This window comes from Methylobacillus methanolivorans, from assembly GCF_044751345.1.
In the GTDB taxonomy this organism is placed as follows: domain Bacteria; phylum Pseudomonadota; class Gammaproteobacteria; order Burkholderiales; family Methylophilaceae; genus Methylobacillus; species Methylobacillus methanolivorans.
In genome coordinates this window covers 744,048-769,968 of record NZ_JBIWXY010000001.1, presented here as the reverse complement: position 1 = coordinate 769,968, position 25,921 = coordinate 744,048, and the positions used below count along the sequence as shown (strand labels likewise).

20 protein-coding genes are annotated in these 25,921 nt (G+C 50.9%); 14 read left to right on the top strand and 6 right to left on the bottom strand.

Annotation, left to right across the window (positions count from 1 at the left end):
- Nucleotides 1-64 precede the first annotated feature (64 nt).
- The 4 genes from ACIKP9_RS03530 to ACIKP9_RS03515 all read right to left on the bottom strand — a co-directional run bounded on the left by ACIKP9_RS03530 (nt 65) and on the right by ACIKP9_RS03515 (nt 7,473).
- Nucleotides 65-1,108 carry an ABC transporter substrate-binding protein gene (locus tag ACIKP9_RS03530; protein WP_400879356.1) on the bottom strand — a complete coding sequence of 348 codons (1,044 nt, stop codon included), beginning with the start codon at nt 1,106-1,108 and terminating at the stop codon, nt 65-67.
- Nucleotides 1,109-1,334: 226 nt separating this feature from the next.
- Nucleotides 1,335-3,176, bottom strand: coding sequence for an ABC transporter ATP-binding protein (locus tag ACIKP9_RS03525; protein ID WP_400881840.1), 1,842 nt, complete (start codon nt 3,174-3,176; stop codon nt 1,335-1,337).
- Entirely contained in the window at nt 3,166-4,902 is a 1,737-nt protein-coding gene (locus ACIKP9_RS03520) for an ABC transporter ATP-binding protein (protein WP_400879353.1), read from the bottom strand. Before ACIKP9_RS03520 ends, ACIKP9_RS03525 begins: the two co-directional genes overlap by 11 nt.
- Nucleotides 4,903-5,109: 207 nt before the next feature.
- Nucleotides 5,110-7,473, bottom strand: coding sequence for a TonB-dependent receptor (locus tag ACIKP9_RS03515; RefSeq protein WP_400879350.1), 2,364 nt, complete (start codon nt 7,471-7,473; stop codon nt 5,110-5,112).
- 538 nt (nt 7,474-8,011) lie between these two features.
- Between ACIKP9_RS03515 and ACIKP9_RS03510 the strand changes: the two genes are divergently transcribed.
- From ACIKP9_RS03510 to ACIKP9_RS03490, 5 genes are all read left to right on the top strand, one after another.
- Nucleotides 8,012-8,701 carry a class II aldolase/adducin family protein gene (locus tag ACIKP9_RS03510; protein WP_400879347.1) on the top strand — a complete coding sequence of 230 codons (690 nt, stop codon included), beginning with the start codon at nt 8,012-8,014 and terminating at the stop codon, nt 8,699-8,701.
- Nucleotides 8,702-8,968: 267 nt separating this feature from the next.
- Nucleotides 8,969-9,607 (top strand): HAD hydrolase-like protein, encoded by a 639-nt coding sequence (locus ACIKP9_RS03505; RefSeq protein WP_400879345.1) that lies wholly within the window; start codon nt 8,969-8,971, stop codon nt 9,605-9,607.
- A 252-nt stretch (nt 9,608-9,859) separates the two neighbouring features.
- A complete protein-coding gene (locus ACIKP9_RS03500; protein WP_400879342.1) occupies nt 9,860-10,918 on the top strand; it encodes an LLM class flavin-dependent oxidoreductase in 1,059 nt (352 codons plus the stop codon).
- Between the two features lie 18 nt (nt 10,919-10,936).
- Complete coding sequence (locus tag ACIKP9_RS03495; RefSeq protein ID WP_400879339.1) at nt 10,937-12,106, top strand: LLM class flavin-dependent oxidoreductase; 1,170 nt, start codon at nt 10,937-10,939, stop codon at nt 12,104-12,106.
- 138 nt (nt 12,107-12,244) lie between these two features.
- On the top strand, nt 12,245-12,520 hold the full coding sequence (locus tag ACIKP9_RS03490) for a cupin domain-containing protein (RefSeq protein ID WP_230347298.1): 276 nt from the start codon (nt 12,245-12,247) through the stop codon (nt 12,518-12,520).
- A 67-nt stretch (nt 12,521-12,587) separates the two neighbouring features.
- On the opposite strand, the gene ACIKP9_RS03485 is transcribed toward ACIKP9_RS03490, so the two are convergent.
- Nucleotides 12,588-15,158, bottom strand: a complete 2,571-nt coding sequence (locus ACIKP9_RS03485) for a [protein-PII] uridylyltransferase (RefSeq protein WP_400879335.1) — start codon at nt 15,156-15,158, stop codon at nt 12,588-12,590.
- A gap of 5 nt (nt 15,159-15,163) precedes the next feature.
- Complete coding sequence (map, locus tag ACIKP9_RS03480) at nt 15,164-15,964, bottom strand: type I methionyl aminopeptidase (RefSeq protein ID WP_400879333.1); 801 nt, start codon at nt 15,962-15,964, stop codon at nt 15,164-15,166.
- Nucleotides 15,965-16,186: 222 nt separating this feature from the next.
- On the opposite strand from map, the gene rpsB reads away from it, so the two are divergent.
- The 9 genes from rpsB (at nt 16,187) to bamA (ending at nt 25,880) form a co-directional block, all read left to right on the top strand.
- On the top strand, nt 16,187-16,936 hold the full coding sequence (rpsB, locus tag ACIKP9_RS03475; protein WP_230347295.1) for a 30S ribosomal protein S2: 750 nt from the start codon (nt 16,187-16,189) through the stop codon (nt 16,934-16,936).
- Between the two features lie 100 nt (nt 16,937-17,036).
- Nucleotides 17,037-17,912 (top strand): translation elongation factor Ts, encoded by an 876-nt coding sequence (gene tsf / locus ACIKP9_RS03470; protein ID WP_400879330.1) that lies wholly within the window; start codon nt 17,037-17,039, stop codon nt 17,910-17,912.
- 104 nt (nt 17,913-18,016) lie between these two features.
- Complete coding sequence (gene pyrH, locus ACIKP9_RS03465; protein ID WP_230347293.1) at nt 18,017-18,733, top strand: UMP kinase; 717 nt, start codon at nt 18,017-18,019, stop codon at nt 18,731-18,733.
- A 30-nt stretch (nt 18,734-18,763) separates the two neighbouring features.
- Complete coding sequence (frr, locus tag ACIKP9_RS03460) at nt 18,764-19,321, top strand: ribosome recycling factor (protein ID WP_230347292.1); 558 nt, start codon at nt 18,764-18,766, stop codon at nt 19,319-19,321.
- A 65-nt stretch (nt 19,322-19,386) separates the two neighbouring features.
- Nucleotides 19,387-20,139 (top strand): isoprenyl transferase, encoded by a 753-nt coding sequence (locus ACIKP9_RS03455; protein ID WP_400879327.1) that lies wholly within the window; start codon nt 19,387-19,389, stop codon nt 20,137-20,139.
- 2 nt (nt 20,140-20,141) lie between these two features.
- A complete protein-coding gene (locus ACIKP9_RS03450) occupies nt 20,142-20,969 on the top strand; it encodes a phosphatidate cytidylyltransferase (protein ID WP_400879325.1) in 828 nt (275 codons plus the stop codon).
- A 2-nt stretch (nt 20,970-20,971) separates the two neighbouring features.
- Nucleotides 20,972-22,156, top strand: coding sequence for a 1-deoxy-D-xylulose-5-phosphate reductoisomerase (gene ispC, locus ACIKP9_RS03445; RefSeq protein ID WP_400879322.1), 1,185 nt, complete (start codon nt 20,972-20,974; stop codon nt 22,154-22,156).
- Complete coding sequence (gene rseP / locus ACIKP9_RS03440; protein ID WP_400879320.1) at nt 22,150-23,517, top strand: RIP metalloprotease RseP; 1,368 nt, start codon at nt 22,150-22,152, stop codon at nt 23,515-23,517. The genes ispC and rseP overlap by 7 nt, the downstream gene beginning before the upstream one ends.
- Nucleotides 23,518-23,534: 17 nt before the next feature.
- A complete protein-coding gene (gene bamA, locus ACIKP9_RS03435; RefSeq protein ID WP_400879317.1) occupies nt 23,535-25,880 on the top strand; it encodes an outer membrane protein assembly factor BamA in 2,346 nt (781 codons plus the stop codon).
- Nucleotides 25,881-25,921 lie beyond the last annotated feature (41 nt).

Genomic DNA, 25,921 nt, shown 5'->3' with positions numbered 1-25,921 from the left:
GTGAAGCTGCCTTGATTTAACCATAGCCAACAACGAGTTGTTATGATTGTTTGTTATAACCTTATTAGGCCGCTTTTTGCGAGAGCGAGCGTAGCACTTCGGCCAGCGGGGCTGGGTCTATCCAGGCCTTAACGTCGAAGTCGGCCTTGATGAAGCCCCATTCCAGCAGGAAGTTCTTGTAGCCCTCCAGTGCGGCGATGAATTCTGGGTTCAGCTCAGTTCCTTGGTTCAGGTGGATGTCGTTGCCGTAGGCCTTGCGTACGTAGTCGTCGGTGGAACCAGATTCCTTGGCAATGTAGGCTACGGTTTCAGCTTCGTGGGCTGCTGCCCAGTCGCCAGCATCAACGATGCGGCGCAGGAAGCGGGCTACCAGGTCAGGCCGCTGGCGCAGGAGCTCGCCATCGACCGTGATGGGGCGTGGAGCGCCGTTGTTGGCGCGGACTTTGGGGTCGGGGTGGTTGCGTACGTCATAAACAATGGTTAGCCCATTGGCTTCAGCAGTTTCGTAACCGCGCGCGCCCTTGGTGAAAATGATATCAACCTTGCCACTATTGAGCGCTTCCAGCTCGGTTGCATAAGCTACGCGGGTGCCGCTGCCCCAGCCAAAGCCAGGCGCGGATTGCGGCACTTCAAAATCGATCAATTCCACATCTTTGGTGGAAAGGCCAGCTGTTTCCAACGTAACGACAATGCCGCGCAATGCGCTGGCGCGTTGATGGTCGATACTGATGCGGTTCAATGGCAATGCGATTTTCTTGCCTTTGAGGTCTTTTGGCTCCTTGATGCCGGAAGCAGGCAGGGCGAGAATCAATTGGGCTTCGTCAACCCAGTTGAGGCCGATGACCTTGGTATCTGCGCCATTGGCGCGCGCCCAGATAGCAGGGACGTTGCCGCCTTGGCGGAAGGAATGCGGCAGCTTGTGGTCATAGTGCGATTCGAGCAGTTCCGGGTCGCGGGTTTCCTGTAGCGTGTTGATCGTGATGTTGTCGGGCTGGAATTCCTGTTTGAACCAGTCCTGGCGGGCTGCAAGGCCGAGCGGGGTAGGAACAGGGCAGCGTGTGTACCAAAGGGTATCAACGGAAGTGTTTTGAGAGCTTGCTGACGACATGGGGAGTCTCCTTGTAATTGAGCCTGCGCAGATGAACAGGTTGGAGCCTTAGTAGTGGCATGTTCCATGCCAAAATTAAAATAGATAGGATAATTGTTAAAATTATATATTTATCAATTAATTAAATTAATTTATTAATGTTATTTATTATTTATTGATGATCGTAAATCAACAGTAACCAGGGCTACTGTTGATGATGAAACAGTAGCCCTGACTGTGCTTGAAGCTAGGCAGGTTGGTTGTTGGCGTTGGAAGCTTCTTCGTATGCCTGGTAAAGCCTGGAGTAGGGGCCGCCCTGGTGGATAAGTTGTTGATGGTTGCCTAGCTCCTGGATATTGCCGTCCCAGATGACGGCAATACGGTCTGCATCGCGGATGGTAGCCAGCCGGTGCGCGATGATGATGGCGGTGCGGCCTTCACACAAGCGGCGCAGGGCGGTCTGGATGCGGCGCTCGGTATGGATATCCACGGCAGAAGTGGCTTCGTCCAGCACCAGCACAGCCGGGTTGGCGAGATAGGCGCGTACCAGGCAGACCAGTTGCCGCTGCCCGTGGCTGAGGAATGCGCCTAGCGGGCCGACTGCGGTACGGTAGCCCGCAGGCAGCCGTTCCAGCACTTCATCGGCACCCAGTTCGCGCGCGGCAGCAATCAGGACTTCATCGCTGGCTTCAGGGGCTGCCAGGCGCAGGTTGTCCAGCACTGTGCCTGAGAACAGGACGTTGTCCTGCAACACGATGCCGACCTTGCGGCGCAAATCCTGCTGCGCATACTCGCGCACGTCCTGGCCGTCGATCCTGACCGCGCCCGCATTGACCTCATAGAAACGCGTCAGCAACTGCACCAATGTGCTTTTGCCATGGCCGGTCGGCCCGACGATCGCTAGTACTTCTCCAGGATGGATGTCGAGGTTAAAGCCGCGGATAACGGGCTTTTCCGGCAGGTAACCGAAAATGACGTTATCGAATTCCACCTTGCCGGATTCCTGTTTGGGTGTCGCAGGCGTTGCCGGGTCCTGGATTTCAGGCTCGGTATCCAGCATCAGGAAGATACGCTGCGCCGACGAGGCACCGGAAGTGTAGCGCTCGAACAAGTCGTTCAGTTCCTGCAGCGGGCCGAGGAACAGCTGGACATAGAACAGGCTCTGCGCGAGCTGACCTACCGTCATTTCCTGGTCCGCGATGCCGATACCGCCCACCATGAGCAGGAAGGCCATGCCGACCGTGCTAAGCACCTGCGTCAATGGCAGGAACCAGCTTGACTTCATGGAGCCCCTGATGAGGATATTGTTGAAGTCTTCCAGCAATCCGCGATAACGGCGCGCGTTGCTGGATTCGTTAACCGTCTGCTTGAGGATGCGCACGCCGGAGACGGTTTCCACCAGGTGCGCGGTAAAGCGCGCACGCGCCTCGGCGACACGTCCCCATATCTTTTCCGAAATGCGCTTGAACAGCCAAGTACCCAAAATCAGGAAAGGCACGATGCTGGCCAGGGCTAGAAACAGCTTGGGCGAAATCCACCACAGGGCAATCGAGGCCACGACCAGGCGCAGCAGCGCCGAGAATAGCTCGGGTGGGCCTTGTACCAGCAAGGGTTCCAGCGTATCGATATCGCGGTCAGCGCGGGAGATGATGCGGCCAGCCTTGGTCTGGTCGAAATAGCGCACGCTCAATGCTTGTACATGGCTGAACACGCGGATGCGCAGCTTGTTGAGGATGTCGATGGCTGCAGTGCCGGCGAGGTATTGCGAAAAGTTGCCCAGGCCGAAGCGCAACGCCCAGCTCAAGCCGGTGGCGACCGACATCCATACTAGGAGCGGGGTGTTGAGGACGATGCCTTGCGCGGTCTGGATGAAGCCGTTGTCGATTACCTCGCGCAGGAACCACGGGCGGATGAAGATCACGCCCACCAGCACGATTTCGAGCAGGATGACGGCGAGAATCCGACCCTTGACATCCTGCAGCAGCGGCAGCAGGCGCCAGAACATGCTGCGGTCCAGCTTTTTGCGGGCGAAGGCCTGTTCCAGTTCGATGTCATTGAGCGGCTTGTCGCCGCGGAAATCATGTGCCATGGCTGACTCCCAGCAGGTCGCGGTATTGCGCATTGGTGGTGGATAAATGCTCATGTGTGCCCTGGGCGCTGATGCGGCCCTGGTCGAGCATGGCAACGCGGTCGGCGAGCAGTATGGTGGATAGCTTGCTGGCAATCAGGATGACGGTGATGGGTTGGCCGTTGCTGTTGCGCAGCTGGCGGATGTTGTCCAGCACTTGGCGCTCGGTAATCGCATCGAGGGCGCTAGTGGAGTCGTCCAGCACCAGGATGGCAGGCTCGGCGAGAAATGCGCGTGCCAGGCTGATGCGCTGCCTCTGCCCGCCAGACAGGGTGATACCGCGATCACCGAGTCTAGTCTGCAGGCCGTCACTCAGCCGCTCGAGTACTTCTGTTGCACCTGCTTGTTCCAAGGCTTGCAGGATTTGTTGCTCGCTTGCCTCCGGCTTGGCTAACCGCAGGTTGGCCTCCAAAGTATCGGAGAACAAGAAACTTTCTTGAGGAACAACATTAATTTTTTTTCTTAATTCATTTAATTTAAATGAATTTATATTGCTCCATCCAGCCCATGGCGAGCCGATTTCTACACTGCCGACATCTGCATCCAGCAAGCGCGGCAGCAATCCCGCCAGGCTGCTTTTGCCTGAGCCTGTCATGCCCACGATCGCCACCACCTCACCAGGGGCGACTTCCAGATTGCAATCTTGCAATATCGCATTGCCCTGGCCGGGGGATTGAATGCCGACATGATTCAGGCGAATGCCTAATGCGCCCTCTGGAACGGAATCGGTGCCTGACTTGATTGTCGGCTGCTCGTCGAGCAGCTCCCAAATACGGGCGGCCGATGCGCGCGCATCGGCAAAAATCTGGATCACCCGGCCGATACCCTCGATGCGGAACACCAGCGTATTGGCGACCAGCACCGAGGCAACCAATTCGCCGATATTCAGCGTACCTTGCTGCACCAGGTATGCCCCCGCAGCCAGGATCCAGACATGACTCAAGGCGACCACAGTCTGTGGCAGGGGGATACGCGAGGCGGCATAGGCCAGTGCGCTACGCGCGTTTTGCATGAAGCTCTGTACCAGCGTGGTGAAAACTACGACGCGTTGCTGTTCCAGGCCAAAGGACTTGATCACACGTACGCCATTCACGCCTTCGCTTAGTTCCTGGTTGACCGCATCGTAGGCTGCACCTACGGCACGATCCAGCGTTACCAGTTTTTCTGTCTGTGTGACGAATAATGCAATGCCACCCAGCGTGAATGCCAGCGTGCCCAGGCCCAGCCACGGGTGGTACCAGGAGAGTAGGGCGACAGAAACCAGTACCCAGAGGCTGGCCTCGAACACCTGGCGCCAGAAGTTGATCAATGCATCGCGTACCTTATCGGCATCCCGTGTAGTACGTGTGACCATTTCGCCCATGCCGTGCCGCCAGTGGTAGGCGAGGTCTAGCCGCTGCACCTGGTGCAGGATGCGCTCGCGTAATATGGTGAGCAGATCCTGGCCAATGATCAGCGACATCAGGCCGCCGATATATTGCAATACGCCCCTGCCAAAGGCGACCAGCAACAATAAAACGATCCAGTGCAGTGCTTGTGAGTATTCCAGGCTGCCATCCGCCAGCCTGCTAATGGCATTGCCGCTCTGTACATCGTTGACCGCTTGGCCGACTAGCCATAGCTGCCATGCCATGCCGATATTGACGAGGGTGAACAAGGCTGCGGTCAATGCAAATTTGTACGGCATATAGCGATACAAAAGCAGGCAGCGAATGAGAGGGTATTGCTTCATTAGGGTGGGCTACTCATTAAGGTTTAACACTTGCTTGCCAGGAAGTTGGCAAGACAATCAGTTGTATTGATGTTGCAAGCGCGCAAAGATAAAGAACAGCCTGATGTTGAGGCTGTTCTTTTTCATGTGTGCCTATGCTTTTGTTACCAGGCGATGGAATGCCTAGAAACGGAAAGTCAAAGAAGCACCAATTGTTCTTGGGTTGCCCCAATACACTGTGTTGCCTGAAATAGCTGTGCCTGCGGGGGCGCTAGCTGGCAGGGCGTGGTAGCGATATTCCTTGTCGAACAGGTTGTTGACGTAACCAGTCAGCTCAACCTTATCGTTCTTGGTCAGATAGCTGATACGTGCGTTTACCAATGTGTAGGCGCCTTGATTCAACAAGTCGTTATCCTGTGGCACAACAAAGAAATATTGCTTGCCCTGATAGCGTGCATCCGCTCCCAGCAATACTCTGCTGCCGTTTGCCAGCGGAATGTTGTAAGTGCCACGCAATTGAGCGCTCCAGCGAGGTGCCCGTACAAACTCATTGCCATCGTGGTTGCCGCCACCATTCTGGATGTCGAATTTTTCGAATTCCGTCTTGAGTATGCCGATATTGGCATTCAGGTGAAGGTTATTGGTAGGCAGGGCTTCAACTTCAAATTCGGCACCCTTGACGCTGGCTTTTTCCACGTTCTGCAAATAGGAAATAGGCACCGCCAGATTCGTACCGACGACGTTGACCTGAACATTGCTGTAGTCGTAGTAGAAGGCGTTAGCATTGAAATTCAAGCGCCCATTCAACCACTCGGACTTATAGCCGATTTCATAGGCGTTCAATTCTTCCGGCTTCAATGTATTCAAGGCCAATGGATTGGCAGCAGCAGTATTGTAGCCGCCAGACTTGATGCCACGAGAGAATTTGAAGTAAACGCGATCAGTCTCCGTGATCTTGTACTGCGGCGTGATGTCGTAAGTAAAAGCGTTCCAGCGCTTACTGCGAGCATCAGTGAATGTGCCTGTACCACCAATGCCACCGTTGTAGCTGCTCCACCATGATCCCAGGTCAGACCAGGAGGCTGTTCCAGTCGTATTGTTCAAGCGATTGAGGTTGTATTCCTTTTCCTCAGTCGTCCAGCGTGCGCCAAGCGTGGTGTCGAATTTGTCAGTAAAGTTATAGGTTGTGCTACCAAAAATGGCATAACTTTCAGTGTGATGTGACAAGTCGGTGGAGTTGAAACTCACGGGTTGGGATGAGCCTGCCAGCTGCGGTACAGTACCGTTAGGCAGTCTTGCAGCAGCCGTAAACGAGTCGATATCCTCCTTGAAATAGAAGAAGCCTGTCAGCCAATTCCAGCGATCTTCACGAGGAGACGCCAATCGGAATTCCTGTGTCCATTGCTTGCTTTTGGCATCTGTGTATCCACGGCCAATTTCCAAGGGGGAATTGTCAGTATCGGTAAAGGCCTCGGTTTTGTAGTCTGCATATGCAGTGATTGAGGTAAGGGTCAGCTTGCCGAGTTGCCAATTGACATTCAATGAAATCCCGTTTTGTGTAACATCGTTACTTTCTTCGGCATTGCTGCTGACATGATTGATATTCCGGCTGGGTCTGTAACCATTGCGGAATTCCCCCGTCCGGCTGTAGACCGTACCGACATTGCCATCGGTTTTGTATTTGCGGTGATATACATTCAATAAGGCATCAAGGTCAGGCGTCAGTGCGAACAACAATTGCCCACGAATCACTGAATCTTCAACGCCGCCACTGGTTTTGCCATTGAATTGATTGGTGAAGCGGCCATCGAGATCCTGGTTGTAGAAGGAGATGCGACCCGCGATGCGCTCATCAACAATAGTGCCGCCTACGGCACCTTGAATTACCTTGTCGCCAAAGCTACCGTAATCCACTTTGGCATAGCCTTCAGGGGTTTCCGAGAAGGTAGGTTTCTTGGAAACAATATTGATCGCACCGCCGGTTGTATTTTTACCCCATAGCGTGCCTTGTGGGCCGCGTAATACCTCCACACGTTCCAGGTCAAAAATGGGAAGGCCAGTGGCACTCGCATTGCTGATGAATACATCATCAATATAAAAGCCGATAGGGTTGGGAAAGTCCAACTGCTGCTGACCTGCGCCCACTCCACGGATCCACCAGCGTGGTCGACCATTCTGGATAGTACCAGCGGATGAGTTTGGAACATTATTCAGGATTTCACTGGCGGAGCGGCCTATACCTCTTTGTTGCAGCTCTTCGCCGCCCAGCACGGAAATCGCGGTTGGTACCTCTTGGGCATTTTCTTCGCGACGCTGCGCTGTAACAACAACGCTACCCAGGGAAGACTCGATTTCCTTAGGTTGGGCAGGAGTGATATTGCTGTTTTCTTGAGCGTTGGTTTGTGTTTCGGCAGAGTTTGTTGTTTTCTCTTGCTCATCCGCGGCATAAGCAACGCCAATGATCAAGCTACCAGTCAACGCACTGATGACGGCGTGTGTGATGGGTTTGCGAATAAAAGACTGATATGGTTTTTTATGTGATGGCATACATTTCCCTGCGATTAAATAGTTGCGAACTCATCTAGTGAGATGTCAGCTACGATTGGCAGGAAATGTGCCAGCCAGGAAATGGATACTTAATTATCTGATATTAAATAAATTTTATTTTTTCTGAGGTTTTTTGAAATTCCATTCTGCTGATTAGGCAGCAGCGGCGAGTGTTGTTTGGTCATCATCTGTTGTTTTTCATACACATCTTGATGGTGATGTTGTTAACTAAGCAAATGGCGGATAAGGGTTGATTAAGATAGGTGAAGATGAGTGGCTGTTTCTTTTTCAGCAGGTGTTGAGTGCGGTGCAGGCGATTGTTGGCTGGCAAGCAGCATGAGGCGATGTTTAATCAGTGGTTATTTTTAATATTAATTAAAAAAATCATAATGTTAATTATTAAATGTAATGTGAATTGTTGATATTTTTCATGGCATTGTGCTGGCATGTACTTTGCAAAACTTCAGGCTAGGCCTGCGCATTAGCATCCTGAAATGTGCGCATAGGTATTGATTAACGGAGCCGAGGAGTTTTTGCAATGAGTGATATTTTGTCCGAGATTGATTTGATCTCTTATATTGATGATGCTAAAGCCGATGCTATCCATGCATTTAATGTGTTGCGTGAAAATCGCACCTTGTCAGCGACACTGACATTTCATGTGACACATCGAATTCCCGGTGACGATAAGTTATTGCACATCCGTTTTCCGGGCGGATTGGCACGCGATCAAACGCCAACCATCAACATTACGCGCTTCTCTGATGAGAAGCAGCACATCCTCAACGAAGCCCGCCTGGATGCCGATACTGCGATTCATGTCCATACCAATTATCTTTCAGCCTGGTCATTGGCACACAAGCCTTTTCCAATTCTTTATGTCGCTGCTGCCCGGCACATCCTTGCACGTGAAATTCCTAACCACCTAGATCGTACAAGATCTGTGTTGGATGTGATCCGTGAACGCCTGGATAAACACCCACAGCTGGCTCCTCCACCTGCCTTGCTTGAATCCAATGGCGGTGTAAATTTCTGGGGCAAGGGCATTTTGCGTACATCCGAACTTATCTTGTTTGTAGAAGAAGCAGCGCGCTATCAAGCGATTGCAGAGCAAATTGGTGGTGCGCAGCTTTATACCCCAGGTGCCTTGGAGCTTCAGTGGAAGCGTACCGGCTTGCTGGAAAAGTCTAAGGAATATAGCGGGCGTTATCTTGAGGACATTGCCTGACCATGTAGATTGGACATTAACTTATTAAAGTTAAATCAATTTACCCGATCATCCATCGCTGATGCATATAATCCTCGTGTCTCAGTGACGGGTGATCGCGTCCATATGAGGTTAATTACATTCTGGGGGTGATGATTGAAATATGGATTGTCATTATTGGTAAGCAGGATGATGGTGATGCGTTGCTTGAGGGTATCTAATTACGCGAATTGCCAACTATAAAAAAGCCACTTGCCTGTTTTATTGAAGTTTTTTGGGGGAAGCGTAATGCAGCATGATGTGCTGCTATTTGATCTCGATGGCACCTTGAGCGATCCGTTGCCGGGTATTGCTGCCTGTATTAATTATTCATTGAGTCACTTCGGCCATGCAACTTGGAGTGAGAGTGCGCTGGCGAGTTTTATTGGGCCTCCATTAGATCGCAGCTTTCAGCAGATACTAGGCAGATGCACTGAAGAGGAAATTTCTGCCTTGGTCCTGAAGTATAGAGAGCGATATCAGCAGGTGGGTTATGCCGAGAATCGTTTATATGAAGGGATAGTCGAGAGCTTGCATTTTCTTGAAAAGGCTGGCGCAGTAATGGCGATCTGCACTTCAAAACCGGCATATCTCGCGCAGAAAATCTTGCAGCATTTTGCACTCTCACGCTATTTCACATTCGTTAGTGGCGGTGGTATTGGGGTCGAGAAGTGGCAGCAAATAGCTACCCTAAAGCGGGAAGGCCATATTAGCAATCGTAGCCTGATGATTGGTGATAGAGCCGTGGATTTGCGAGCAGCGCATCAAAATGGTCTCCAGTCTGCCGCTGTATTGTGGGGTTATGGCAGTATCGACGAACTTCAGCATGAAGCTCCTGCGCACTACTTTCATCAGGCATGTGATTTCCAACAACTAATCCAGTGTTGATTTTTTCACTCGCTGACTGGAAACCAACATTGCGATCACGTTTGCTGCTTCATATTCAACAGAAATGACATCAAGACAGTTCACTCAGGATGGTGATTGGTATCAATGAATTACACTTTTTGAAAATTAATTATCTTTAAAAACAATAAGATAAAAAATACATTATTTTTATTATGGGTATTTTATCTTGATGGCATGTTTTCTGCGATATTCCGGTACGACAAATGAAAGAGTGTTGTTAGGAGACGATGCATGAGTACCCAGTTTTTCTGGTTGGTCCCGACCTCAGGTGATGGGCGATATGCCGATGCACAAAAGCGAGTGCGAGGTGAGCGCAGGGACGACGAACCTTATTTTCTCCCGGGAGTAACAGACCCCAGGGGCAAGCGATTCAATTATTTTGATCATCTACATCAGATCGCGAAAGCGGTTGAGTTGGCGCGATTCGATGGTTTGCAGGTGCGGAATGATCCTGAAGGGGATGAGTCTTGGATTGTGGCTGGTTATTTGAGCCGTGCTACGCGTCATATTACCGTGCTTGCCGAGTTTGACGCTTCGCGAGGGTCTGCTGTGTATGCGGCAAAAAACGCGGTGAGTTATCAACGGTTCACAGGTGGTCGCTTTGCCTGGCAGATTAGTGTGGAGCGTGATGCGCAGCGTCGCCATCAGCAAGGTGATTTTATTGATGCCGCTGACCTAGATGCGCGTGTCGAGGAGTTTGTGACGGTGGCCAGGAGTGTCATTACGCGCACCGGTTATGATTTTGAAGGGCGTTTTTTCCAGGTATTGCAAGGTGGGTTCCAGGGGCCACTGTCTGGGCAAAAGGTACCGCCTGTCTATCTCACGGGCAGTAGCCTGGAGGCTTATGGTATTTCTGCGCGCTTGGCGGATGTGCATGTCCTGGACGCACAACCCTTGCAGGAGGTTCAGCAAGCAATCACAACGCTACAAGCGCTTGCAAAGCAGGCTGGGCGCAGCTTGCAGGTGGGGTTGCGTATTGATGTGTTAGCGCGCGAAACCGAGGAAGAGGCGATTTTTGACGCCAAGCGACATGCTGAGCAGGCACAACTACCTGAATCAAGTCGTGCAGGTTTATGGGAGGGCTTGACCACGGCGCACACCGGTGCCAAGGCGAGTTTGGTGGGTAGTTTCGAGCAAGTGCAGCAGCAATTGGCAAGTTATGCGGATGCTGGGGTGACCCAGTTCATCCTGGGTGCCGTGCCCAGCCTGGAAGAAGTCTATCGTGTTGGCGAGAATGTCTTGCCAGCCTTGCGCGCAAGACTGGGTTTACAAACCCAGCAGGCCGCCTGATCCAAGGAGTAATGAATAATGACAATTGATGTGTTCTGGAGAATTCCTACCCACGGTGAGCCAAGCTCTTTACGCAATAAGTTGCATCATCGTGGCGACTGGTCGCAGCAGGAAGGTGATCATATTGTGCATAAAGGCTTGAGTGGTGGCCATGGCGATGGCTTTACCAATCTTGACTATATTGCGGAAGTGGCGCGCGCTGCAGAGATTTCCGGCTTTCAGGGAGGGTTAATCCCTTCTTTTCCGATGACGGATGAGCCTTGGGCTATTTCCTCTTTTCTTGCACGCGAGACTAGCACTTTCCGCTTCATGATTGCCTTCCAGCCTGGTTTTCTTAATCCCGTGGTGGCTGCTCGCATGACGGCCAGCCTGCAACGCGCTACTGGTGGTCGGGCGTTGTATAACGTCATTACCGGGGGCGGCGGCCCGGCTCAGTTGTGGTGGGGAGATGTTGCAGGCCATGATGATCGCTATGCTCGTACCACTGAGTTCCTTGATGTGTTACGCGGGGTGTGGAGTGGTCAGCGCTTTTCCTATCAGGGTAAGTTCTATCAGGTTGAGAATGCAGCTTTGCCGACACAGTTGCTAGGTCAGGAGTTTCCGGAGATTTACTTCTCCGGCTCATCGGATGCTGCGCTGGCATCAGCCTCCAAGCATGCTGAGTATTATCTCTCGTGGCTGGAGCCTTTCGATCAGTTGCGCGAGAAGTTTGATCGGGTTAAAGAGCGTACAGCAGCATTGGGCCGCAAGATCAAATGCGCAGTCAGGGTAGACATTATTGCACGCCGTACTGAGGAAGAGGCATGGCGTGAAGTGCAGCGAGGATTCGAGAGTCTGAGTGATGCTGAGCGCGAGCGCTATAAGCGATTTGCGCAGCAGACAGGCGATTCGGTAGGGGCGAGCCGCCAACGAAATAATGCCCCGAAGGAGCTTAACAACTATCGTGATTTCATCATCCATCCTAATGTCTGGTCAGGCTTGAGTTTGCTGCGTGGAGGCCAGACTCAGGGGCTTGTCGGAAGTTACGAGCAGGTGGCAGAAAGGTTGGATGATCTGGTCAAGCTAGGGGCTGATGCATTCATATTGGCGAGTACGCCTCATTTGGAGGAGGCTTATCGTGTAGGCGAAGAAGTGCTGCCATTGGTGAGGGGGCACGTTGGTGCACCTGCATTGCGCGCGATTGGCTGATTGATTAGAAAGCAACTTTGTCTGACCCTAATGCAGTTTAGCGGTGCGTGAATCATCCCCTGGAGGTGGTCTACATGCTAGAATTCTGCCAAGTCGTTTTATGCGGCTATTCAATTTTTAGAAAAGAAGGATGTTTAAATGAGCCAAATCATCATCGAGCACAACCCAAGTGAAGAAAAGCTGAAGGAACTGGGCGTTGCGAACTGGTCCATCTGGGAAAAGGAAATCTCCAAGTTCCCACTGGATTTCGGTATCAAGGAAACCGCATATGTTCTGGAAGGCGAAATCTTGGTTACCCCTAAGGGCGGCGAACCAGTACGTATTGTTCCTGGTGACTTGGTTGTGTTCCCTGTTGGCCTGCAAAGCAGCTGGGAAGTAGTCAAGCCACTGCGCAAGCACTACAAGCACGGTTAATCTGATTTACTGTGCAATGAAAAAAGCCCCGCTATCATGGCGGGGCTTTTTTTATGCCTTGGCACCATTAAAGCTGCGTATGAAGTGATGCTTCCAATTGTTTGAGTATATTTTGATTTAAGCGTTGTCCGGATTGATCTGAAATCAGGAAGGTATCTTCGGCGCGATTGCCTAGCGTATTGATTTTTGCTGTATGCAGGCGGATATGGTGTTGCTGCAATACGTGAGCAATACGGGAAAGGAGCCCAGGCCTGTCATTGGTGGCAATGTCCAGCAGCGTATACTGGCCTTCGGCTTCCTGCTTGATGGTAATTTCAGGCTTGATCGGCATGTGTTTGACTTGGCGGCTGATACGGCCCTGCACTGGCGCATCGGGGGGCGCTTGGCTAATCAGCTTTTGCGTCAGTTCATATTCGATAAAGCTTAATAAATCACGATAAGTAATCTTGTTATCTGACTGATCAAGAACTAAAAAATTATCTAATGCGTAGCCATGTTGTGTCGTGTATACCTTGGCTTCAACGATGTTGTAACCCAGGCGGCCAAAAAAGCTGCAGATGCGGACGAAAATGTCAGCTTGGTCAGGCATGTAGATCATGGTCTGGATGCCGTCGCCAGCCGGGCTGAGCCTGGCACGTACAATCGGGGTCTGGGTGTTGATGTGGGTGAGCAACAGCCTAGTATTCCACGCAATCAGCTGGGCTTCGTGGCGCATGAAGTAAGCAGGCCCCATTTGCTGCCATAAGGGCTGGTAGGCTTGTTCTACAACGCCGTAATAGCTGAGGATTTCCTTGGCTTGTTGCTGTCGTGCATTGAGTTCTTCATTCAGGTTGCTACCACGCAGGATGCGCTGTGTGGCGCGGAACAGGTTTTCAAGCAGGGAGCCTTTCCATGCATTCCATATCTTCGGGCTGGTGCCGCGAATATCGGCCACGGTAAGCAAGTACAGGGCGATTAAGCGTTGCTCGTTAGCGACATACTGGGCAAATTTTTCGACGACAGCCGGATCTGACAAGTCAGATTTTTGCGCGGTGCTGGACATCACCAGATGGGCTTCTACCAGCCATGCAATTAGTTCAGTATCTTCTGCAGGTAGCTTGTGCTGTTTGCAGAAACGTCGCGCATCAATTGTACCTAATGTTGAATGGTCGCCGCCACGCCCTTTGGCGATGTCGTGGAACAATGCGCCCAGATATAACAAATACGGCTTGGGAAACTCTTGAAATAAACGACTGCAGAGCGGGAATTCATGTGCGCATTCCGCTCGTGCAAAACGCCTTAGATTAGCGAGCACGTTGAGAATGTGTTCATCAACGGTATATACATGAAACAAGTCATGTTGCATCTGGCCTGATACTCGGCCAAAAGCTGGAATATAGCGCCCAAGTATGCCATAGCGATTCATGCGCTTCAGGGTGTGGGTGATGCCCCTGGGTTGTTGCAGGATTTCTATGAACAGGGCTTTGTTCTTGGGGTCGCTACGGAACTGTGGCGTAATTTCATGCTTGGTACGATGTAGTGCGCGCAACAGTTCAGCCCCCATGCCTTTGAGCTCATTGTGCTGTTGCAGGACAAGAAAGCTCTCCAAGATGGCGGAAGGTTCGTCATAGAGCAGGGTGGGGCTCTTGGTTTCCAGTAAGCCATTAACAGCTTCAAAACGGTTGGTGATGCTGACGACTGTGTGCTGTTCAGGATAGATGCGCTCACGCAGTACCTGCAGCAGGATTTCGTTGATCAATCCGACGAACTTGGCACTTTGGTAGAAACGAAACATCAATTGTTCGCTGGCGCGTTTACGCGGCGTAGTAGTCAATCCAAGTTGGGCTGCAAGCTCGTTTTGGAAGTCAAACAGTAGTCGGTCTTCACGGCGATTTGCGAGGTAATGCAGGCGTGTGCGCAGCATTTGTAGGTTGCGCTCATGGCGGCGTAATTGCTGCGCAGCATGCTTGGACAGGATGCGGTTCTTGACGAGTTCTCGCCAGTTGCTGCCAAGATGAAGGGCGCGTGCGATCCAGATGATATTCTGCAAGTCGCGCAGGCCCCCAGGGCTTTCCTTGATGTTGGGTTCTAGGTTGTATGCGGTATCGTTGAAACGGGCATGGCGCTGGTGCTGTTCTTCTACCTTGGCCTCGAAAAACTTTGCCACATTCATTGCGGAGGCTACCGTTTGGAGGAAATTGGCATAGAGCGCCTGATGCCCATCCAGATAGCGCGCTTCCAGCAGGTTGGTCTGCACTGTCACATCGCTTTGTGCTTCTATCAGGCATTCTTGCAGGGTGCGAACACTATGGCCGATTGCAAGGCCGGTGTCCCATAACACGCCAATCAGTTCTTCGATCTTGCGATTGGTCTTTGGCGATGCCTCGTTTGCCAGCAGGATCAGAATATCAACATCGGAATAGGGGAATAGTTCCCCTCTACCGTATCCCCCCACGGCGATGAGGGTCGCTTCATTATCCAGTTCAAAGGTTTGCCACAACGCGCGCAGAATGCGGTCGGTCAATGTGGCTTGGGCTTGCAACAGGCGGCTCACATTGGGTTTTTGCATGAACGCCTGCTGGAGCGCTTTTTGCTCGGCCTGCAGCTCCAGGCGCCAATGGCGTGCCAAATTGTTATCTGCGCGAGTGGCTGGTTGCATGCTGATTATTTGATCAATGCAGGGGCGGGCGGGGTTCCTGCTGAAACCGTGAGCACTTCGTATCCGGTTTCAGTAACTAGGATGGTGTGTTCCCATTGCGCGGATAGGCTGTGGTCTTTGGTGACGATGGTCCATCCGTCACCCAGTTGTTTGATGTCGCGCTTGCCTGCATTGATCATTGGCTCAATGGTGAAAATCATGCCAGGCTTTAATACGGAACCTTTGCCAGGCTGGCCGTAATGTAACACTTGTGGGTCTTCATGAAAGTTTTTGCCAATGCCGTGACCACAGAACTCACGCACCACGCTAAAGCCATTTTTCTCAGCGTAGGTTTGGATGGCGTGGCCGATGTCGCCTAGAGTTGCGCCTGGCTTGACTTGGTTAATGCCCAGCCACATGCAATCGTAGGTGATTTCAGACAAGCGCTTGGCCTGGATGGAAATGTCACCGACATGGAACATGCGGCTGGTGTCGCCGTAGTAACCATCCTTGATCACTGTGATGTCGATATTTAATGTGTCGCCATTCTTGAGCACTTTTGTGCCAGGAATGCCATGGCAGATTTGATGATTGACTGAAGTGCAGATGGATTTGGGATATGGAGTATGCCCATGAGGGGCGTAATTGAGCGGTGCCGGGATGGTTTTCTGCACATTGACCATATAGTCGTGGCAGAGCTCATCAAGCTTGCCGGTGGTAATGCCGGGTTGAACATGTGGTGTGATAAAATCCAGCACCTCCGCAGCCAATTTGCAGGCTACGCGCATTTTCTCGATATCTTTTTCAGTCTTGATGTTGATTGCCATGGTATTGCAAGGCTTGCGCCCAGGTTTTCCTTGAGTTCGTACAGCTGCTTATGGTAGCATACCGCACCCGTTTGGCAGGAATAATGCTTGTCAGGCGTAACTTGCAGCCAACTCTAGCGTGAGGAGGCTGCCAAATCTGCACATATACCCCGTACAGGGTGTCCGCTGAGAATGCGGATGTTGTTGGGTGTATGGAAGCAATAACCCTTACTGGAGATTAAAATGTCCGTTACCATGCGTCAAATGCTGGAAGCCGGTGTCCACTTCGGCCACCAAACTCGCTACTGGAACCCGAAGATGTCTCAATACATCTTCGGTGACCGCAACAAGATTCATATCGTCAACCTGGAAAAGACCCTGCCGCTGTTTGAAGATGCATTGAAGTATGTGCGTCAACTGGCTGCAAACAAGGGCCGTATCCTGTTCGTTGGCACTAAGCGTCAAGCACGCGACATCATCAAGGAAGAAGCTCAACGTGCTAACTGCGCCTATGTGAACCATCGCTGGTTGGGCGGCATGCTGACGAACTTCAAGACTGTTAAACAGTCCATCAAGCGCCTGACAGAATACGAAGCACTCTTGCAAGATGGTGGCATTGAGAAGTTCGGCAAGAAGGAAGCTTTGGGCTACAAGCGCGAAGTTGAGAAGCTTGAGCGCTCCATCGGTGGTATCAAGGAAATGGGTGGCTTGCCAGATGCTATTTTCATCATTGACGTTGGTCATGAAAGTGGTGCGGTAACTGAGGCTGCTAAGCTGGGTATTCCAGTGATCGGTGTTGTTGATACCAACAACTCTCCTGATGGCGTAGCTTACGTTATTCCTGGTAACGATGACTCCAGCCGCGCAATCCGCCTGTATGCACGTGGTATTGCAGATGCGGTGTTGGAAGGTCGTAACCAAAGTATCAATGAGATTGTTAAGGCAGCGTCTGAAGAGGAATTTGTCGAGGTTGAGGAAGCCGCGGCAGAGTAAGACCCTGTTCAAAGGGGGCTTTGGCCCCCTTTTTTTGTATCTGAATTTGGCAAGTCAAACCTGGCAAACTGCCAACAAAATAATGTTCAAGGAGTAAACAATGGCTGAAATTACCGCAAGCATGGTTAAGGAATTGCGTGAGCGCACTGATGCGCCCATGATGGATTGCAAAAAAGCGCTGACAGAAGCTGAGGGCGATATGGCGCGTGCGGAAGAAATCTTGCGCGTACGTTTTGGTAACAAGGCAAGCAAGGCTGCTGGCCGTGTTGCTGCTGAAGGTGTTGTCGCTGTTAGCATCAGTGCTGATGGCAAGCTGGGAGCAATCGTTGAAATCAACTCCGAAACCGACTTCTGTGCCAAGAATGCCGATTTCCTGGCGTTCACTGGTCAGGTGGCTGATGTTGCTGCCAGCGCAAAGCCAGCTGATGTTGCCGCTTTGTCCGCCTTGAATATTGAAGGTGGTAGCGTTGAAGATATCCGTACACAATTGATCGGCAAGATCGGTGAAAATATCACTGTGCGCCGTTTTGTTGTGACAGAAGCACAAGGTAAGTTGGTGAGCTATATTCACGGTGCCAGGATTGGTGTTCTGGTTGATCTGGTGGGTGGTGACGAGGCGCTTGGTAAGGATATCGCCATGCATATTGCCGCTGCAAAGCCAAAGTCTCTGGATGCCAGCGGTATTCCGGCCGAGCTGATTGAGGCTGAGCGCCGTGTTGCGATTGAAAAGGCCAAGGAAGCTGGTAAGCCAGAAGCGATGCTGGACAAGATCGCTGAAGGTACCGTGCAGAAATTCCTGAAGGAAGTAACCTTGCTGAGCCAGCCTTTCGTCAAGGATGACAAGCAATCAATCGAGCAGTTGCTCAAGGCTAACAATGCTAGCATCGCTTCTTTCACTATGTATGTAGTTGGTGAAGGCATTGAAAAGGTTGTTACCGATTTTGCTGCTGAAGTTGCTGCTGCAGCAAAGGTGTAAACTGATGGTCGCACCTGCGACCTGCCTGTAGTCAATGAACGTGGATCGTCTTTTGTGTGGGATGATTCACGTTTTGCACAATTTGCATAACAATAAGGAGCCCCATGAGCACTCCCGCCTATAAACGCATTTTATTGAAACTTTCTGGTGAAGCCCTAATGGGTGATGATAGCTATGGTATTAACCGAGCGACCATTTCCCGGATTGTGGAAGAGGTCAAGGAAGTGGTTGATCTCGGCGTGGAAGTGGCAGTGGTGATTGGTGGCGGTAATATTTTCCGTGGAGTGGCCCCAGCAGCAGAGGGCATGGATAGGGCTACTGCCGATTATATGGGCATGCTGGCAACCGTCATGAATGCACTAGCCTTGCAGGATGCCATGCGGCATGTCGGCTTGGTAAGCCGAGTACAATCTGCATTGAATATTGAACAAGTGGCTGAGCCTTATATTCGTGGCAAAGCGATTCGTTATCTTGAAGAAGGCCGTGTGGTCATTTTTGGGGCTGGGACGGGCAACCCGTTCTTTACCACCGATACTGCGGCTGCGTTGCGTGGTATGGAAATCAACGCTGATATCGTATTGAAAGCAACCAAGGTGGATGGGGTCTATACGGATGACCCAAAGCGCAACCCCGAGGCAATGCGTTACAAGACGCTGACTTTTGATGAGGCGATCATCAAGAACCTGAAAGTGATGGATGCGACGGCATTGACACTATGCCGCGATCAAAAGTTACCAATCTCTGTATTCAGCATTTTCCGCCAAGGTGCGCTGAAACGGGTTGTGCTGGGTGAGGATGAAGGCACTCGCGTTCTGCCATAACCACCCCATACACGCTTAGTAGGAGACATCATGATACAAGACGTAAAAAATACTGCAGATCAGAAAATGCAGAAATCCATAGAAGCATTAAAGGCTGACTTGAGCAAAGTGCGTACTGGTCGTGCGCACACCGGTTTGCTTGATCATGTCATGGTTGAATATTATGGTTCAATGGTGGCCATCAACCAGGTGGCCAATGTGAGCCTGGGCGATGCACGTACCCTCAATGTGCAGGCCTATGAGAAAACCATGACAGCCAAGGTGGAAAAAGCGATTCGCGACTCTGATCTTGGCTTGAACCCTGCGACCAATGGTGAAACCATCCGTGTGCCAATGCCAATGCTGACCGAAGAGCGTAGGCGTGACCTGATCAAGGTCGTGCGTGGTGAATCGGAAAATGCAAAAGTGGCGGTACGTAATGTGCGCCGCGACGCCAATGATGCCTTGAAAAAGCTGGTGAAGGACAAGGAAATCAGTGAGGATGATGAGCGTCGTGCACAAGACGAAGTGCAGAAGCTGACAGACAAGTTCGTTGCTGAAATCGACAAACTGTTGCAAACCAAAGAAGCCGAGCTGATGGCTGTTTAATTGCGGCACTGATTTTGTTTTTCTTGATTTGCAGTTTTAATTGATTCTACCCTGCGGAGCATTGAGTGGCACTTTTTTCCAGCTCCACCCAAACTATCCCGGTAACGGGTGAGGTTCCCCAGCACATTGCCATGATTATGGATGGTAATGGTCGTTGGGCTAAAAAGCGATTTCTGCCCCGTGTGGCGGGACACAAGCGCGGTGTTGAGGTTGTGCGCGAGGTCGTGCGATTGTGCGCTAATCATGGCGTGAAATATCTCACCCTATTTGCCTTTAGTAGTGAAAACTGGCGTCGTCCCGCAGATGAGGTCAGTTTTCTCATGGGCTTGTTCATGGAAGCATTGCAGCAAGAGGTTGGGAAGCTTGCTGAAAACAATATCTGCCTACGCATGATCGGGGATTGCTCTCGTTTTGATCCTGCGCTGGTTGCCAAGATTGCAGAGGCAGAGGCACAAACCGCTAATAAAGATGGCCTGACCCTTACTATTGCCGTCAATTATGGTGGCCGCTGGGACATCATGCAGGCGATGAGGCGCCTTTTGGCAGAGAGGCCAGAACTAGCTGAGAGCTTTACCGAAGCTGATCTGGCGGCTTATCTCAGCATGCACTATGCTCCAGAGCCGGATTTATTCATTCGTACAGGTGGTGAGCAGCGGGTGAGCAATTTCCTGCTATGGCAGCTTGCTTACAGCGAGTTGTATTTTACCGAGACCTTATGGCCTGATTTTGACGAGGCTGAATTTAAGCGCGCCATTACTTCTTATCAGCAGCGTGAGCGCCGGTTTGGGCGTACCAGCGAGCAGTTGGTTGCAGACTAAATATGTTAAAGACACGTTTATTAACCGCTGCGGTCCTGATTCCTGCTTTTCTGGCTGTCCTGTTTCTTCTGCCTGAGCCTTACTGGTCTTTACTCATGCTGGTTGGGGTTTTGATCGGCTTGGGTGAGTGGGCTCACATGGCTGGCTTCAAGCCAGCAGTACGCTACCTTTACATCGCAGCATCTGCTGTGGCTGGTGTGTTCTTCACTTTCTGGCAAGGGCCGGAAAATGCGTTTATGCAAGAGTATGCCTTGTACTGGGGGTTGCCGCTGGCGGCTGCTTTCTGGCTTTTTCTAGCTCCCTTATGGCTATGGAGTCGAGCACGCATCCAGAATGTCTATCTCATGATGCTTGCGGGATGGTGGATTGTGCTGCCCTTATGGCTAGCATTGGTCAGCTTACGAGCTATCAGTCCTTGGTTACTATTGGCGATCATGCTTGTGGTCTGGATCGCTGATAGCGCGGCTTATTTCGCTGGCAAGCGTTTTGGCAAGCGTAAACTTGCAGTCAATATAAGCCCTGGAAAAACCTGGGAAGGTGTATTGGGCGCGTTGGTGGTAGTGAGCTTGTATGGTTTGGCGCTCTGTTTCGCTTTTCAGCTCAATCTATTGCTGATCGTAGGTTTCTGGATTTTGACGATCTTCAGCATTATGGGAGATTTGCTTGAATCCCTGATCAAACGCCAGGCTGGTTTTAAGGATAGTGGTAGTCTGCTACCGGGCCATGGCGGTATTCTCGATCGTGTGGATGGCTTGACTTCCAGCCTACCTATTGCTGCATTTTTTCTGCATTTCCCTCTTTATTATCAGGCGTGGATGCATTCCGCGTAATCATGCCCATGCTACAAAATGTCACCATCCTGGGGGCAACTGGCACGATAGGCCTCAATACTTTGGACGTCATTGCAAGACATCCTGAGCGCTATCGTGTCTTTGCACTGACTGCTCATTCTCGAGTTGATGAACTGGCTGAGCTTTGCCTGCGTTATCGCCCTCGTTATGCGGTGATGCTTGATGAGCATGCAGCACAGAAGCTTCAGCATCAATTGCAAGGAAGCGATACACAGGTGCTTGCGGGTGTGGAGGCTTTGGAAGAGGTTGCGGCGCACCCTGAGGTGCATGTGGTCATGGCTGCGATTGTAGGTGCGGCTGGATTAAGGCCGTCAATAGCTGCAGCTTATGCTGGCAAGCGTATTTTGCTCGCCAACAAAGAGACGCTGGTGATGGCAGGCAAGCTGTTCATGCAGGCGGTGGAAGAGGGCGGGGCCACCCTCTTGCCGATCGATAGCGAACATAATGCTATCTTTCAAGTGATGCCACCAACTCGCTTGGCTGCCCTTGAAGATGGCGGTGTAAGGCGCATTTTGTTAACGGCTTCTGGTGGGCCTTTTCGTAAAGCTAGCGCTGCAGAGTTGATTGCCGTCACGCCAGCACAGGCGCTCAATCATCCTAATTGGGTCATGGGTCCCAAGATCACGATTGACTCTGCCACCCTTATGAACAAGGGGTTGGAAGTGATTGAAGCGCATTGGTTGTTCAATGCACCTGCAGACAAAATTGAGGTGGTTGTGCATCCGCAAAGCGTCATTCACTCCATGGTGGAATATGTGGATGGCTCGGTACTGGCGCAGATGGGCAATCCTGATATGCGTACCCCGATTGCATTTGGCCTGGGGTATCCAGAACGATTGGATGCCGGGGTCAGGGCTTTGGATTTGTTCCAGGTTGGACGGCTGGATTTCGAGGCACCAGATATGGCACGTTTTCCATGTTTACGGCTGGCTTTCGGTGCATTACGTCAGGGTGGTACCGCTCCTGCTATCCTAAATGCAGCGAATGAGGTGGCTGTTGAGGCTTTTCTCAATGAAAAGATTGGTTTTCAGGATATTCCTCGTTTGATTGAGTCGGTATTGGCACGCATGGATGTTGAGGCGGTGACATCCATTGCGCAATTAATCGAGGTAGATACCATGGCGAGAGCATATGCCATGGAGTGGAGGCAGCTGGAAGCATGCTGACTTTACTCGCCTTTCTTGTCACGCTTGGTATCCTGATAGCCGTTCATGAGTACGGACATTTTCAGGTGGCGCGTTGGTGCAATGTCAAAGTACTGCGTTTCTCGCTTGGATTTGGCAAGCCAATATTCAGGCGGCATTTCGGCGTGGATAATACCGAGTTCGTTATTTCTGCGTTGCCACTGGGTGGATACGTCAAGATGCTGGATGAGCGCGAATTAGCAGCCCCTAGCAATGTTGCAGAGGCTGACTTGGCTCGGGCCTTTAATCGACAATCTGTCTGGAAAAGAATAGCCATTGTTTCTGCTGGGCCCGCAGCCAATTTGCTGCTGGCAATTTTCTTGTATTGGATATTATTCATGCAGGGCGTCCCTGGTATGAAGCCCATTATTGGCGATGTTCCAGTGCAAACACCTGCTGCCCAGGCAGGCTTGCAAGAAAATGACTTAATCACGGCAGTAGCGGGTCAGCCAGTCTCCAGCTGGACGGATGTGCGCTGGATATTATTGCAAGAAGCAATCAAGTCTCCTTTGGTGGTCGTCAAGGTGAGAGATGAAGCACTACATGAGCATGATGCGGAGTTGAGGCTTGATAGCATTGAGAAGGAAGACTTCGAGTCTGATTTTCTTGGGAAGCTTGGTTTAAGCCCTTATCGACCTCCTATGCCGGCTCGTCTGGGGGAGATTGTGCCTGATGGTGTGGCAGACAAGGCTGGTTTGCAAACTGGCGATGAAGTATTGGCGGTTAATGACAAGCCTATTACTGAATGGGAGCAGTTTGTGACCTTGGTGCGCGAACGGCCTGAGCAGCCGTTGACACTAAGATTGAAACGGGACGAGCAAGAGTTGGATGCGGTGGTTATCCCGCAAGCTATTGATGAAAATGGCATAAAGATAGGCCGGATAGGCGCAGCTTTTCAAGTGGATGAGGCCTTGATGGAAAAGTTGAGTATCACGGTCAGTTATGGGCCTTTGCAATCTTTTACCCGTGCCGTGGATAAGACCTGGGAAACCTCGGTGTTTAGTATCAAAATGTTGGCGCGTATGGTGACAGGGGAGGCGTCGTGGAAGGGCGTAAGCGGCCCGGTAACGATTGCGAGCTATGCGGGGCAGAGTGCCCACATCGGCTGGAAGTCATTCATTGGCTTCCTGGCCTTGATCAGCATTAGCCTGGGTGTGCTCAATCTCTTGCCTGTGCCAGTGTTGGATGGGGGGCATTTGTTGTATTATACGATAGAGATTCTCAAGGGCAGCCCCGTCTCTGAAGCCACTATGGAAGTGGGCCAGCGTATAGGCTTGGCAATATTGGCTTTATTGATGGCGGTTGCTTTTTACAATGACATAACCAGGTTTATAACAGGTTGATATTAATGAAGTTTGGCATGAAGCTTAAGCATATCCCACTACTTGTCCTGGCTCTATATTCCACTGCGGCACTAGCCCAAGATCCTTTCGTGGTAAAGGATATCCGCGTAGAAGGCCTGCAACGTACTGAAGCTGGCACGGTATTCAACTATTTGCCTGTCCGTGTCGGCGATACCATGACCGAGGAAAAGGCTACTCAGGCTATCAAGTCCCTTTACGGCACAGGTTTTTTCAAGGATGTCCGCATTGAATCCGACAATGGCATTGTCGTGGTGATGGTGCAAGAGCGTTCAGCCATTGCCCAGCTGGTATTCAACGGCAACAAGTCCTTTCCCACGGATAAAATGAAGGAAGGCTTAAAGCAAATTGGTTTGGCGGAAGGGTTGATTTTTGACCAATCCATGCTGGATCGTGCCGAGCAGGAAATCAAGCGTCAATATCTATCTCAGGGTAAGTATGGTGCTTCGGTCAAGACATCAGTGACGCCACTGGAGCGTAACCGCGTTGCTGTCAGGTTTGATATTGAAGAAGGTGCAGTCTCCAAGATTCGCAATATCAACATTGTCGGCAACAAGGAGTTCACCAAGGATGAGTTGCTGGAAAAGCTGACGCTGACAACGCCTAACTGGCTGACCTGGTGGAATAAAAATGATCAATACTCTCGCCAGAAACTGACAGCCGACTTGGAGGCATTGCGTTCCTTCTACATGAATCAGGGCTATCTTGAGTTCAATATTGATTCCACTCAAGTCTCTATTACTCCTGATAAGCGTGATATTTATATCACTATCAATGTTACCGAGGGCGAAAAGTACACCGTTACGGACGTCAAGCTAGCCGGTGAAATGTTGATTCCTGAAGCAGAGGCGCGCAACCTGATTTCTGTGTCATCTGGTGAAGTGTTCAATCGCCAACGTGTGACTGAATCTAGCAAAGCCATCAATGATCGCCTGGGTAATGATGGTTACGCATTCTCCAATGTCAATGCTATTCCTGAGGTGAATAAGGAGAAGCATACAGTTGCCTTTACTTTCTTTATTGATCCAGGTCGTCGAGTTTATGTTCGCCGTATCAACCTAACGGGCAATACGCGGACACGTGACGAAGTGTTGCGTCGCGAGATGCGGCAGCTTGAGTCTGCATGGTATGGTGCGGACAAGATCGAGCGTTCAAAGCAGCGTCTTGAGCGTTTGCAGTATTTCTCGGATGTGAACGTCGAAACACCAGCAGTGCCTGGTACTAATGATCAGGTTGATCTCAATATCAACGTGACTGAGCGCTCGACAGGTAGCGTGATGTTTGGTGCTGGTCTTTCTAGCTTTGAAGGTGTTGTGCTGGGCGTAACCATCAACCAGAATAACTTCCTTGGGACTGGTAACCGAGTGGCTGCGCAGGTAAATACGGGTCGTATCAATACGGTTTACTCACTGACCTATACTGACCCTTACTTCACACCCGATGGTATCAGCCGCGGTTTCAATGTTTACCATCGTAAAGTCGACACAACCTACCTGCGTACAGGTGATTACAAAACTGCATCTTATGGTGCGGGTGTAAACTTCGGTATGCCATTGAATGAGCGTGATTTTATCAGTGCAGGCCTGACTGTTGATTACACGGATGTTGAACTGAGTAGCAATAGCCCACCACAATTTAAGCGCTACTGCAGTAGCGCCGAGGATGCGAATAGTTGTAGCAACAGTTCTTGGTTTACCAACCTGGCTTGGACGCACGATACGCGAGATAACATCATGTTCCCCAATAAGGGTGTTTTGCAGCGTATTAGCACCGAGATTGCTTTGCCTGGCCTAGATTTGCAGTACTACAAGCTTGAATACAAGCATGCTTGGTACAAGGATATTAGCAAGAGTGTGACCTTGATGCTGAATGGTGAATTAGGCTATGGCAATACCTATGGCAATAAAGATTATCCATTCTTCAAGAACTTCTATGCCGGTGGTGTGAATTCCGTGCGCGGTTATGAACAAAGTTCAATTGGACCTCGTATCTATGACACCCAAAATACTGGGTATCGTGATTTTGCTGCTGGCGGTACAAAACGTATGCTGGCTAATGCTGAACTGTATTTCCCAATACCTGGCATGAAGGATAATAATGCCTTAAGGTTGAGTACTTTTGTTGATGCTGGTTCTATTGCAGGTGATGGTATTGATTGTAGCCGGTCCACTAAGGCAGATTGCGGTTACTCAACAAGTTTAAGTGATATCCGCTATTCCACTGGTGTTGGGGTAAGCTGGTTGTCACCATTTGGTCCAATCAAGTTGGTACTGGCCAAGCCACTGAATAAACAGGACGGTGATCGTACACAAATGCTGCAATTCCAGATGGGGCAACAGTTTTAAGCTCGTCTAAATACGATTTGGTTAAATTTGAATTATTGAAG